Source organism: Streptomyces sp. NPDC107654, assembly GCF_055639035.1.
Genome location: NZ_JBVKBI010000038.1, coordinates 38,967 through 50,993, shown reverse-complemented (window position 1 = coordinate 50,993; position 12,027 = coordinate 38,967). Strand labels below are relative to the sequence as shown.

General features: G+C 70.4%; 10 protein-coding genes and 1 pseudogene. 4 read left to right on the top strand and 7 right to left on the bottom strand.

Annotated elements, in window-relative coordinates:
- Both ACZ7N4_RS37210 and ACZ7N4_RS37205 read right to left on the bottom strand, forming a co-directional pair.
- Nucleotides 1-332: pseudogene (locus ACZ7N4_RS37210) on the bottom strand (nucleotide disphospho-sugar-binding domain-containing protein); the annotation flags it as partial.
- Nucleotides 333-337: 5 nt separating this feature from the next.
- Nucleotides 338-1,558 (bottom strand): nucleotide disphospho-sugar-binding domain-containing protein, encoded by a 1,221-nt coding sequence (locus ACZ7N4_RS37205; protein WP_471368008.1) that lies wholly within the window; start codon nt 1,556-1,558, stop codon nt 338-340.
- Between the two features lie 216 nt (nt 1,559-1,774).
- Between ACZ7N4_RS37205 and ACZ7N4_RS37200 the strand changes: the two genes are divergently transcribed.
- Together ACZ7N4_RS37200 and ACZ7N4_RS37195 are read left to right on the top strand one after the other, a co-directional pair.
- Complete coding sequence (locus ACZ7N4_RS37200; protein ID WP_471368006.1) at nt 1,775-1,984, top strand: hypothetical protein; 210 nt, start codon at nt 1,775-1,777, stop codon at nt 1,982-1,984.
- A 132-nt stretch (nt 1,985-2,116) separates the two neighbouring features.
- Nucleotides 2,117-3,274 (top strand): nucleotide disphospho-sugar-binding domain-containing protein, encoded by a 1,158-nt coding sequence (locus ACZ7N4_RS37195; protein ID WP_471368004.1) that lies wholly within the window; start codon nt 2,117-2,119, stop codon nt 3,272-3,274.
- Nucleotides 3,275-3,338: 64 nt separating this feature from the next.
- Here ACZ7N4_RS37195 and ACZ7N4_RS37190 read toward each other — a convergent pair whose 3' ends face one another.
- The 5 genes from ACZ7N4_RS37190 to ACZ7N4_RS37170 form a co-directional block, all read right to left on the bottom strand.
- Complete coding sequence (locus tag ACZ7N4_RS37190; protein WP_471368002.1) at nt 3,339-4,181, bottom strand: ABC transporter permease; 843 nt, start codon at nt 4,179-4,181, stop codon at nt 3,339-3,341.
- Nucleotides 4,178-5,119 (bottom strand): ABC transporter ATP-binding protein, encoded by a 942-nt coding sequence (locus ACZ7N4_RS37185; RefSeq protein ID WP_471367999.1) that lies wholly within the window; start codon nt 5,117-5,119, stop codon nt 4,178-4,180. Before ACZ7N4_RS37185 ends, ACZ7N4_RS37190 begins: the two co-directional genes overlap by 4 nt.
- Before the next feature lie 14 nt (nt 5,120-5,133).
- Nucleotides 5,134-5,967, bottom strand: coding sequence for a class I SAM-dependent methyltransferase (locus ACZ7N4_RS37180; protein WP_471367998.1), 834 nt, complete (start codon nt 5,965-5,967; stop codon nt 5,134-5,136).
- 63 nt (nt 5,968-6,030) lie between these two features.
- A complete protein-coding gene (locus tag ACZ7N4_RS37175; protein ID WP_471367996.1) occupies nt 6,031-7,227 on the bottom strand; it encodes a nucleotide disphospho-sugar-binding domain-containing protein in 1,197 nt (398 codons plus the stop codon).
- Nucleotides 7,228-7,387: 160 nt separating this feature from the next.
- The gene (locus tag ACZ7N4_RS37170) at nt 7,388-8,563 is read right to left on the bottom strand and encodes a nucleotide disphospho-sugar-binding domain-containing protein (RefSeq protein WP_471367994.1); all 1,176 of its coding nucleotides are present in this window, start codon (nt 8,561-8,563) and stop codon (nt 7,388-7,390) included.
- Nucleotides 8,564-8,786: 223 nt separating this feature from the next.
- Between ACZ7N4_RS37170 and ACZ7N4_RS37165 the strand changes: the two genes are divergently transcribed.
- Nucleotides 8,787-9,839 carry an NAD-dependent epimerase/dehydratase family protein gene (locus ACZ7N4_RS37165; protein ID WP_471367992.1) on the top strand — a complete coding sequence of 351 codons (1,053 nt, stop codon included), beginning with the start codon at nt 8,787-8,789 and terminating at the stop codon, nt 9,837-9,839.
- Nucleotides 9,840-10,116: 277 nt separating this feature from the next.
- Nucleotides 10,117-12,006: an AfsR/SARP family transcriptional regulator gene (locus tag ACZ7N4_RS37160; protein ID WP_471367990.1), complete on the top strand. Its 1,890-nt coding sequence runs from the start codon at nt 10,117-10,119 to the stop codon at nt 12,004-12,006.
- The last annotated feature ends 21 nt before the right edge of the window (nt 12,007-12,027 follow it).

Genomic DNA, 12,027 nt, shown 5'->3' with positions numbered 1-12,027 from the left:
GACGCGAACTCCCACAAGCCCTGCGCCATCGCCTCGCACACCGCCACGTTCAACCAGCAGTTCCGCACCCCGAACCGCCGCATCTCCCCCCACTCGGAGGGGTTGTGGCCGTCGCTGTCGGTCAGGCGGCGCAGGAAGCCGCCCATCAGGGCGCCTGCGTCGGTGTCGTGGCCGACGGCCGCGGCGGGCAGGCCGGAGCGCAGCACGGTGGGCACCAGGCCCGGCTGGGTGGCCACCACCACCTCGTGGCCCGCCGCACGCGCCGCCGACGCGAGCGGCACCAACGGGTAGTAGCATGTGTTCCAGCCCCAGGCGGTGAAGAGGACCCGCACCGCGCTCACCCGGCCTCGGGCAGTGCGGCCGCACGGGCCAAGGACTCCAGGCTGCGTACGACGGTCGCGGCCGGCGGCCGGCTCGCGGCCTCCTCGCGCAGGCGAACAGCGGCCGACCGGTACGACGGCGTGTGCACGATGTGCAGCGCCGCGTCACGTACCGCGGCGGGGTCCAGGGGGCCGTCGGAGAGACACAGCCCGGCTCCCGTGCCGGCGAGACGCTCGGCTGGCGTCAGATCGGAGATGTACTGCGGCAGGCAGAGCTGGGGGACGCCGGCGGTGACGCCGGCCATCATCGTGCCCGCGCCGCCGCGGGCGATCAGCACGTCGCAGGTGGGCAGCAGCAGGTGCAGGGGCAGTTGTTCCACGATCCGGACGTCGGGTGGAAGCCGTACCGTGTCGAAGGGGGTCAGGTCGGCGACGGGGACGACGATCTCGGCGCCCGTCTCGGCCAGGGCTTCGATCAGCCGGTGCTGCGCATCGACAGAGCGGTCGCCCTCGGTGGTGTTGGCCCACTGTGCGGACAGTCCCCAACTGAGGCACACCCGTGGGCGGTCGGGTTTGCCCAGCACCCAGCGGGGTGCAGTGCCGCTGCCGTTGTAGGGCACGTGTCGCAGGGCCAGGCGCGGGTGGGTCGAGGGCACCTGCAGCGATGCGGGGCACGGGTCGATCTGCGCCACACCGCGGGAGTCGAAGCCGTCGATGCCGAGGCGGTGCGACAGTTCGGCGAATGCCTCGCGTTCGTGGTCGTGGGCCTGGGCGTGGAAGTCGACGCCCCAGAGCACAGAGGCATGGGGGATGCCGTGGGCCGCGGCGACCAACGGGGCCACGTAGGTGGTCGGTTCGGACACGATCAGGGAGGGTTTCCAGGAGGCGCACAGCGCGTCGAGGTCGTCAACCATGTCCTCGGCGATGCGGACCGAAAGGTCCAGGCGCCGCCGCGGTGACCGTGGCCCGTCCGGCGGTGCGGAGCCGGCCGTCGGCTGCGGGGCGGGGCTCCGGTCCGGCGGCTGGTGCACAGGACGCATGGCCCCGCCGAGCAGGTTGCCGTGGTCCACCGACGAGCCCACCGGCACGGTGGGCAGTCCGGTGCGTACGGCGGCGTCGATCAGCGCGGGCTGGGTCGCCACCAGGACCTCTTGCCCCGCGCTGCGGAACGCCCAGGCGAGCGGTACGAGGGGGTACAGGTGCGAGGGCCAGGCCCAGGACACGAACAGGACGCGCACGGTTCCCTCCGCTGCTGCCGCTTCATGGTCGATTCCGTCCGGGCCAACATTCGGTCAACTGCATGGGAAACCCGTCCAGAAACGGTGAGGTCCACGGTGTACGTGGTTGTCGTCGGTGGCCGGATCGGCGCAGGATTCAAGGTGCAATGCAATAGGCACCGCGCCGGCTTTGTGCACAGGGGTGCTGGCCACCCTCCCACGTCGTAAGGAGAGAGCATGTCCGGGAACAAGTCCCACCCGACCGCCCCGAGGTTTCCGCTGTCGGCCTGGATCGGTTCCGCGCTGCCGCTGGCGATGGTGTGGGTTGTCCTCTACCTCACGCGCGCCGTGTCCACCAGTGTGCTCACGTCGATCGGGATCGCCATCGTCGTTCTCGTCCTGTGGGTGGGCATTGGGGCGACGATGCGGATGAGGCGGGGCCGGTAGGCGCGTGCGGGCTGGACGGCCGGTGCCCGGTGGTCGCCGTTGCCTCAGCCGTCCACGCCGTCTCCTCGACCGCCGTCTGCCACGGTGTGGCCGACGCCCCCGGACCCGGTGGGGCGGGGAGGTGAGGGAAGTATGCGCGTACTGTTCACCACCTGGGCGTGGCCCACGCATTACCAGCCGATGGTGACTCTGGCTTGGGCGTTCCGGGCCGCCGGTCATGAGGTGCTGGTGGCGAGTCAGCCCTCGTTGATGCCCACGGTCCGGGCGTCCGGGCTCAGCGGTGTGGCGATTGGCAGCGACCGGGACTCCACTCCGGTGGTCAACCGGCTGCTCGCCGTGGATCCGGCCGTCGCGGGCGACGGGCGTCGTTCCCGGACGGTGTCTACGTATGCCGCGATCGCCGAGACGATGGCGGACCCCCTGCACGACCTCATGACGCGCTGGCGGCCGGACCTGGTCGTCTTTGAGGAGAGCACGTACGCGGCGCCGTTGGTCGCGCGCCGCCTAGGGGTGCCCGCAGTGCGCCATCTGTGGGGCGTGGACATCCTGACGTCGGTGCGCACCTTCGAACCGTCTGCGCTCGCCTCCCTGACCGGGCGGCTGGGGCTGGCGGCGGCGGACACCACGGGCCTGGCGACCGTCGACCACTGTCCGCCCAGTCTTCAGGTGCCCGGCGCGGGCTTCCGCCGTCTGCCGATGCGGTACGTCCCCTTCAACGGTGCCGGTGTGCTGCCCCACTGGACCGCCCGCCGACCGCGCCGGCCGCGTGTGTGCGTCACCTACGGGACCACCAGTTCGCGCCTGGCGCACTATGCGTTCGTGCTGGACCGGGTCGTGGCAGCGGTCGCCGGTCTGCCCGTCGAGGTGGTCGCCACGGTGGCGGGCAGTGACTTGAACCGGCTCACCGCACGGCGGGACAACGTGCGCCTGGTGGAACGCATGCCGTTGCACACGCTGCTGCCCAGCTGCAATCTGCTGGTGTCCCAGGCGGGACCAAGCACCGCGCTGACGGCGGTGTCCTGCGGAACGCCGCAGCTGATGATCCCTCAGATGCCCGATCAGAAGCTGATCGCGGCCATGGTTGCGGGCACGGGAGCCGGTGAGCGGCTCGAACTGGCTGATGCGAGCATCGAGGCGATTCGGGACGCGGCACAGCGCATCCTGTCCCGGCCGGAGTACGGCGAGGCGGCCGGCCGACTGCGGGAGGAGAGCCGTCGGCTGCCGTCGTCCGCCGACCTCGTGGAGACCCTCATCGGTGGCGTCTCGGACGCGGTGACGATGGGGGCTTAGCGCGGTCGGCGTCGTGGTGACCGGCCGTCGGCGTGTTCGGCGCCCGACGGCTGGTGGTCCGGGCTCAGTCCAGCGCGGCGCGGCGGAACGCCCGCAGGCCGAGCAGGGTCATGACGGCGCCGCCGCCGATGACGACCGGCAGCAGGACCCACAGGGACAGGTGCGGCATCGCTGGGGTGAGGGCCGCCCGCATGCCCTCGCTGAGGTACACCACCGGGTTGGCCAGCACTGCCGCCCGCAGCCAGGGGATCGCCTCCAGCGACGTCCACGGGTAGTACACGCAGCCGAGCATCATGGCGGGCATCATCACCAGGCTGAACATCAGGTTCACTTGGGCGGGCGGGATCACGGAACCCAGCCACAGCCCGAGCGCAGCGGCCAGCAGTGACCCGGTGAGCACGACGACCACGAGCAGCGGCCAGTGGTGCAGGGAGACGCCCGGGGAGTGCCCCGGCGCGTGCAGGAAGAAGGCGATCGGCAGCACCAGGAGGACCGCCACGACCGACTGCACCGTGCCGCTGGCGATCCGGGCGGCCCCGACGGCCCAGGGCGGTGCGGGGGTCAGCAGCCGGTCCTGGACGGTCTTGGGGTACGACAGCTCGCTGATGAGCGGCATGGTGACGCCCATGACGCCGCTGAAGAGCATCGTGGTGGCCATAACTCCAGGCATGAGCACCTGGGTGAGCGAGGCTCCCGCCGTGCGCGGCGCGCCGGAGACCGTGGGCAGTACGTAGGAGAAGACGAACACCATGAGCAGCGGTTCCACGATCACCCGCGCGAGGAAGCCGACCAGCTGCCGTCGGAAGACCACGTGCAGGTCACGGGCGAGGAATGCAAGGAGAACCCGGCCGAGGCGCACGGGCGGGGCGGGCTCCGGCTCCGCACGGGTCACCGTCGCGGCGGTCATACGCGGTAGGTCCTTCCGGTCAGGGTGAGGAACGCGCTCTCCAGGCTGGGCCGCGAGGTTGTCAGGTTCATCAGCCGTCGGCCCGTGGAGGAACCGAGTTCGGCCAGCTCGGGGAGCAGCCCCTCCGGTCGCTGGGTGACGGCGTGCAGCACCGCCCCGTCGACCCGGGCCCGGCCCAGGACGCTCTTGCCTCCCGCCAGCACGGCCTCCAAAGTGACGGGCCCGTCGAACGTGGCGGTCACCGAGACCTCGCTGCCCGCACGGGCCACCAGCGCGTCCACGTGGTCGCAGGCGAGGATCCGGCCGCCGTCGATGATGGCGGCGCGGGAGCAGAAACGCTCGGCTTCGTCGAGGTTGTGCGTGGTCATCAAAATGGTCTGGCCCTGTTCGTGTAGTTCGGTCAGCACGTCCCACAGCTGGATCCGGCTGTGGGCGTCGATGCCGGACGTGGGCTCGTCCAGGAAGAGGACTTCGGGCCGGTGCACCAGCGCGCGGGCGATGAGCAGGCGGCGCAGCTGGCCGCCGGAGAGCTGGTAGAAGACCGCGTCACGGCGGTCGCCGAGACGGAACCACTCCAGCAGCTCGTCCGCCCGCCGCCGCGCGGTCCGGGCCCGAAGTCCCCAGTAACGGCCCCGGAACTCGAGGTTCTCCCGCACGGTCAGCTCCCGGTCGACGGCGTTCGTCTGATGGACCAGACTGATGCGCCGTCGTACGTCCCGGGTCTGTTTCACGACATCGAAGCCCGCGATGCGGGCGCTGCCCGCGGTCGGCGCCACAAGAGTGGTGAGCATGCCGATCGTTGTGGACTTGCCGGCCCCGTTCGGGCCGAGCAGACCGAAGAACTCCCCGGCCCCGACCGTGAAGGTGATCGATGAGACCGCCTCGCGTTCCCGGCCGCGGCCCCGGTAGGTCTTGCTCAGCCCCGAGACGTCGATCACTGGGCCCGCTCCTCTCAGGCCTGCGGCTTACGCAGCGACAGTGACTGGGTCATGACGGGGTAGAGGGGGGCGATGAGCAGGTCGGGCAGGGTGGCGACCACGTGGTCGAGGTCGAACTCGGGGAAGCCGAGCAACTCGCGCGGGTCGCCGCTGTCCAGGGTCAGTCCGCTGTCGGCCACCAGGCCGCCGACGTCCTGGTTGATGCCCCACACGTTGCGTTCCATGACGCCGAACGGTTTCAGGTCCAAGAACAGGTCGACGGTCAGGAGCATGAGTCCGCCGGGTCGCAGCAGACGTGCCGCCGCGGTGACCACCTGCTGGGCCTCGGCCCGGTCGAGGTGCTCCAGGACGGACAGGCACATGACGCGATCGAAGCTCTCCGGTTCGAGGTCGGCGTCCTGCAACCGCTCGGCGACCAGACGGACGTCCGTGCCGAAGGTGGTGTTGAGCATCTGGTGCAGTTCGGGGTTGAGCGGCAGGTATCCCGGGTCGGTCCACTCGTTGTAGTCGTCCCGGGCGGAGGGGTCGACGTTGACGACCTCGCAGCCGTTCATGGCGGCGACGAATTGCAGGCCGCTCAACCCGCTGCCCACGTCGAGCACGCGCATACCCGGTTCCAGGTGCGCGTTGAGGAACATCCACGGGTACTCGTGGTCCCGGGTGCCGCTCGCGTACTGGAACGCGAACGGGCCGTAGTCGGGGTTCGTCGGGTCCGCCAGTGCCTGGTTGGGACGCTGTTCGGGCCGCTTGCCCTCCTCGACCAGGCGCACCGACCGGTGCCCGTAGGGGGCACCCCATTTCTTGTTCCAGGCGGTGAACTCCGGCGGAAGGTTCTTGCGCGCGAGCATGCTGGTGCCTTTCGCTGTGTCGTCTGGCCGGGGCGTGCGGGCGGGCCCGCCGCACCCGGCCGGTTATCCGGTCAGGGCTGCGCTGCGCGCGCGGCGGCCGTCGTGGGCGAGTTCCTCAAGGGCCGGGACGAGGTCCGTGGGCGCGGGCTGGGCGGCGGCCTCATCCCGCAGCCGGGCGGCGTCGCGGGCCCATCGCGGGTTCTGCAGCAGGTCGCCGACGCGGGCGCGCACCTCGGAGGCCGTGGCGTCCTCCGGCAGCAGTACGTTCGCCGCGCCTGCCGAGGACATGCGCTCGGCCACGAAGGCCTGGTCGGGGAACTGGGGGACGATCAGCTGCGGCACGCCGCTGACCATGCCCGTCATGGTGGTGCCGTTGCCGCCCTGGTGGATCATCAAGGAGCAGCTGGGGAGCAACAGGTGAAGCGGCAGTCCCTCGATGACGCGCACATTGTCCGGCAGGGTGCCCAGCAGTTCGCGGTGGCTGGGCGCCACGGTGACGACGACCTCGACGTCCAGGTCAGCGACCGCTTCGATCATGCGTCCGGCCAGCACCAGGTTGGTGTTGACGGCGGCCAGCGTGGTGCCCCAGGTGATGCACACCCGGGGGCGGGCCGGCGGGTCCAGCAGCCAGTGCGGCATCTCGGCGGGGCCGTTGTACGGGATGTAGCGCATCAGACGGCGGGCGTAGTCCACGGGGATCTGGATGCGCGGGGGGCACGGGTCGAGGGTGAGCGTGCCCAGCGGGGCCACGTCCGTCACACCGTGGCGTGCGCACATGTCGGCGAGCAGGGCGGGTTCGGCGTGCCGACCACGGTAGGCGATGTCCGGGGCCATCAGGACCCGGACGTTGGGCACGCCGACGGCGGACGCGGCGATGGCTCCCGCATAGCTTGTGGGACTGTGCACGACGAGGTCCGGCTGCCAGGCGCGGGCGAAGTCCACGAGGTCGTCGACCATCGTCTCGGCGATGGTCGCGAACATGTGCAGTGCCTTCTCGCCCTTGGGCTTGCGCAGCTCGCGCCAGAGTTCCGGGGTGGCCTCGGCCTCGCGGCCGATGCCCATCGTGCTGCGGGTCAGCTCGGTGAAGTCGACGTCCGCGCCCACTTCGACGGCCGGCTGTCCGGAATGGGTGATGGCGTCGGCGAGGGCAGGCGGCCCGGCCACCCGGATCTCGTGGCCCGCGTTGCGTGTCGCCCACGCCAGCGGCACCAAGGGGAAGTAGTGCGGGGGCCAGGCCCACGCGGTGAACAGCACACGCATGTGTTCTCCGTCCTGTTCGCCCGCCTGGCGCGGGCGCGGTGGGATGGGGGCGTTCGTCCGGCGGAAGACGGCCCTGCCGTGGGCGCCGTCCGGGCGGTGCCACCGTCGCACCGTGTTTTGGGGAGCCGTTGGAGTATCGATCGGCTGGGAGGCGGTGCTGTCAGGCGGAGCGGACGATCTCCAGCAGATCCCCGATGAGGGCGGCCGGCGCGGACCGGTCGGCGTTCTCCTGCCGCGCCTTGCGGGCCTGGGTCGTGAACGACGGCCGCTCCAGCACATCGAACACCGCGGACAGCACCGCGTCCGGCGTGGCGTCGGGGCCCGACAATGCCCGTCCCGCCCCGCCGGCCTCCATCTGGCGGGCGATCGCCAAGTGGTCGGGCAGCTGGCCGATGGCCACCTGGGGCAGCCCCGCCGCCAGCCCGGTCAGCACCGAGCTGGCGCCGCCCTGGGAGACCAGCGCATCGCAGTGTGGCAGGACGGAGTGCAGGGGGACGTCGACGAGGACCTGGACGCTCGGCGGGGTCCGGCCCAGCAGGGCGAACTGCTGCCTGGAGACCAGGGCCACGACGTCCACGTCCAGCTCCGCGACCGTGCGTGCCACGTCACCGGCGAGGAAGTGCCGCTCGTCGAGCGCTGCCATGGTGTGTCCCCAGGTCACGCACACGCGGCGCCGGGGCGTCGGGCCGAGTGTGGCCCGTGCCGCCTCGGGACCGTTGCAGGGGACGTACCGGGTCACGAGCCGCGTATGGTCCGAATGCAGCGCCAGGCAGGCGGGGTTGGGGTCCAGGGTCAGGTCGCCCGTCCCCGGCACCTCCGGCAGGCCGAGCCGCTGGCAGGTGGGCCGCAACAGTTCCGGCAGCAGACGGTGGAACGGCCTGAGCAGGTCCGGGCCGTAGAGGCAGCGCACGGCGGGGGCGCCGATGGCCGCCGCAGCCAGAGGGCCCGCGAACGCCGTCGGGTCGAAGACCACCAGGTCCGGTCGTTCGCTCCTGGCGAGCTGGACGAGGTCGTCGGCCATCACATCGGCGAGCCGGGTGAACAGCTCAAGCGCGCGGGGCACTTTGTTGCGCTTGGCGGCGGAGGACGATTCTCCTATGACGAGCCGACGGAAGTCGGGCCGGACGTCGACGTCCGGCCCCACGGGGACGGCGGGCAGGCCCAGTGCCCCCGCCGTGGGCACGAGGGACGGCTGGCAGGCCACGCGCACATCGTGCCCCGCAGCGCGCAGCGCCCAGGCCCACGGTGCCATGGCGTACAGGTGGGTGCGCCAGCTCCAGGTGACGAACAGGATGCGGTGCGGCTCGTAGGCGCCGACGCGCGGCGAGCGGGGCATGGTTCTCCTCGTGACGTTGTCGGGCCGTACGGACGACCGGGATACGGATCTCAATGTGTCGGTTCCGGCTCCATTCGGGTTCGAGCCCTGAACGGCCGAAGGAGCAGGCCACGACCGCACAGCACAGACCGCTCGACAGCCTGTCGAACCATGTTCGAAGAAGGCTTGAACCAGCAACCGGAGACTGTGACCAAGGTGGAAGTAGGGATTACGGAGGTCCGTTGTGCACGTGCTCGTCACCGGAGGAGCCGGCTTCATCGGCCGCCACGTGGTCTCCGCGCTGCTCGCGCAGGGGCACCGCGTGCGGGTCCTGGACGCTGCACTGCCTCATGTGTACGCGGGCCGGCCGGTGCCCTGGCCCGACGGCGCCGAGAACGTGCAGGGCGACGTGCGCGAACCCGCCGATGTGGCGGCGGCGCTCAGCGGTGTGGACGCGGTGTGCCACCAGGCGGCCGCGGTGGGACGGGGTGACAATTTCGCGGACGCCCCACTGTACGCGGCCTGCAACGACCTCGGCACGGCCGTGCTGTTGCGTCAGATGCAGGTCCTTGGTACCAGGCGGCTGACCCTGGCGAGTTCCGTGATCGTCTATGGCGAGGGACAGTGGCGCTGCGCCGAGCACGGCGCGGTGACGCCGGGTCCTCGGGCCCGCGCGGACCTCGACGCCGGCTGCTACGAACCGCGTTGCCCACGGTGCGCGGCCCGGCTTGCTCCGGAAACGGTCGACGAGGACGGACGCCTCGACCCGCGTAACGTGTACGGCGCGACCAAACTGGCCCAGGAGCACCTCGCCGCGGCCTGGGCCGCCGAGACCGGCGCCGCGGCCACCGCGTTGCGCTACCACCACGTCTACGGGCCAGGGATGCGTCAGGACTCCGGCTACTCGGGAGTAACCTGCACCTTCCAGTCGCACGTGCGTAGCCACACACGGATAGACCTGTACGAGGACGGGGAGATGATGCGCGATTTCGTCCACGTACGCGATGTGGCTGCCGCCAACGTGGTGGCGCTGGGCCGCGCCGAGCCCGGGTTCCGGGCCTACAACGTAGCGAGCGGCACTCCGCGCAGTGTGGGCGAGTTGGCGCGTGTGATGTCGCGCATGGGCGGGCTGCCCGAGCCGCGGGTGAGCGGGCGGTACCGTTTCGACGACGTGCGGCACATCGTGGCCTCCCCTGCCCGGCTGCGCGACGATCTGGGCTGGCGGCCCGAGGTCCCCTTCGAGGAAGGGGTCCGTGCCTTTGTCGGCGAGGCGCTGTCACCCATTCGGCAACAGTAAATAAAGTGCAATGCAGGTCATCGTTCGGTCAAATGTGCGCTCCCGGCTGTGTGGCGGTATTGGGGCTTGATCGGATTTGAGCCTTCTCTGAGCATTCGTTGTTGACTTGGTCGAGGCGCTGCCCCTAAAGTTTCCGATATTGATGGCGCGCCGCGTGGACCGAGATGACCAGCAGTCCACGGAGGGCCAACGCACTGGGGGAACGCGTGAACAAGTGTGGCATGCACCTTCGGTAGGGTGTTTGGCACCCTTGTGCGCGACTAACACGGGGTAGCAGATGTACTTTCGCGCATTGGGAACTTTTGAGGTTTCTCATGAGGGACGCATTCTTACACCCACAGCGCCAAAACAGCGGAGCGTGCTCGCCCTCCTGGCGATGCATCGCGGTGGACTGGTACCGATCACCACCCTGATCGAGGAGATCTGGCCGACCGACCCGCCGGCTACCGCGGTCACCACACTTCAGACGTACGTCTACCAGCTGCGCAGGACCTTCTCCGAGGCGACAGGCAACCGCAAGGACATCCTGCTCACCAAGCCGCTGGGATATGTCGCGAACATCCCGGCAGAGGACATCGACGTCCACCGATTCGACCAGCTCGTCGAGTCCGGGAAAAGAGAGCTGGAACAACAAAATCCACACAAAGCGTCGGAGCTGCTGCACGCGGCGACGAATCTGTGGAGCGGGAAAGTTCTCTGGGACGTCCACCGCGGCCCGCTGCTCGAAGCGCACGCGACGCGTTTGGAGGAAGCGGGGCTCCAGGCGCTCCTCATTCAGGCCGAGGCGGATCTTCGTATCGGCCGCCACGAGGAACTCGTCGGCGAATTGCGCGGTTTGCTCACCAGTTATCCCTGGCATGAGGGACTCTGCGCGAAACTCATGGTCGCTCTGTATCGGTGTGAGCGGCGGTCCCATGCCCTGGAAATTTATAACGAAGTCAGCCGCAGCCTGGCGGAAGAACTCGGTATCGACCCCTCACCCAATCTGCAGAAGCTTTATCAGGCCGTCCTCACCGACGCTCCGTGGCTGCGCTACGAGCCCGAGTCCCCCCAGGCGGTCGTCACCGGAGCCGCCGCCCCGGCACTGCGCCCCGCCCAACTGCCCGGTGACCTACCAGACTTCCGTGCGAGGGAACGCCAACTGGCCGAGCTCGACCGGCTGCTCACCCCGGACCGCAACGCCCCTCAGGTCGTCACCATCACCGGCATGCCAGGAGTGGGCAAGACCGCCCTGGCCTTGCACGCGGCCCACGCGGCGTGCGGCCGCTTTCCCGACGCCCAGCTGTACACGTGTCTGGCCAGCAGCACGGACCAGCCGGTCTCGACGGCCGAGGCGCTGCGGGGCTTCCTCCGTGACCTGGGGGAGGGGCTGGGCCGGCTGCCCGCCGACGAGGCATCACTTGCCAGCATCTTCCGCTCGCGCGTGGCCCACCTGAAGGGGCTGCTCTTCATCGACGACGCCCGGTCCGCCGAGCAAATCCGTCCGCTGCTGCCCGGTGGCCCCCATTGGTCGGTCATCGTGACTGCCCGGCATCTGACGGGACTGCTGCCCGGCTCGCACGACGTCGTCGTCGAACCGCTGTCCCCGGCCGAGAGCATCGACCTGCTGGACAACATGCTCGGCGACCGCGATGTGCGCGCCGAGCTGGCCGACGCCGCCAGGCTGACCCGTCGCTGCGGCGGACTGCCGCTGGCGCTGTGGGCTCTGGGCCGGCGCCTGAGCGTCAACCGGCACTGGAGCGTCGGCAAGCTCGCACAACGGGTGACCGATACTGCCGGCCTGCTCACCGAGCTGCGCGAGGCTGGCCTCGACCTGCGCGGTTACCTGCACCGCGCCTTCCGCGACCTGGCAGACGTCGACCGCGAGGCGCTGTACGCGCTCGGCCGCGCCAGCGAGGGCAGCGGGTTCGACATCGACACCGCGGCGGCCCTGACCGGCACCGATACGCGCACCGCCGAGGACACCCTGGACAGGCTGTCCGCCGCCCACCTGATGCGCCCGGTGCCGGGCGCCTCGGAGAAGGAGCTGCGTTACGTCCTGCACCCGCTGCTGCGGGCCGTGCTCACCCCCGCCCGCCGCAGTCCCACGCTGCGTCCGCCGCACATCCTTCCGGTGCGCCGCCCGGTTCCCGCCGCGGTCGTGCCGCGGACGGTGCACGTCGCCTGAAAGAGACGCCCGGCGGCGGCC

Coding starts and splice junctions, on each gene's coding strand:
- ACZ7N4_RS37200 (WP_471368006.1), top strand. CDS start 1,775: ATGTCCGGGAACAAGTCCCACCCGACCGCCCCGAGGTTTCCGCTGTCG.
- ACZ7N4_RS37195 (WP_471368004.1), top strand. CDS start 2,117: ATGCGCGTACTGTTCACCACCTGGGCGTGGCCCACGCATTACCAGCCG.
- ACZ7N4_RS37190 (WP_471368002.1), bottom strand. CDS start 4,181: ATGACCGCCGCGACGGTGACCCGTGCGGAGCCGGAGCCCGCCCCGCCC.
- ACZ7N4_RS37180 (WP_471367998.1), bottom strand. CDS start 5,967: ATGCTCGCGCGCAAGAACCTTCCGCCGGAGTTCACCGCCTGGAACAAG.
- ACZ7N4_RS37175 (WP_471367996.1), bottom strand. CDS start 7,227: ATGCGTGTGCTGTTCACCGCGTGGGCCTGGCCCCCGCACTACTTCCCC.
- ACZ7N4_RS37170 (WP_471367994.1), bottom strand. CDS start 8,563: ATGCCCCGCTCGCCGCGCGTCGGCGCCTACGAGCCGCACCGCATCCTG.
- ACZ7N4_RS37160 (WP_471367990.1), top strand. CDS start 10,117: ATGTACTTTCGCGCATTGGGAACTTTTGAGGTTTCTCATGAGGGACGC.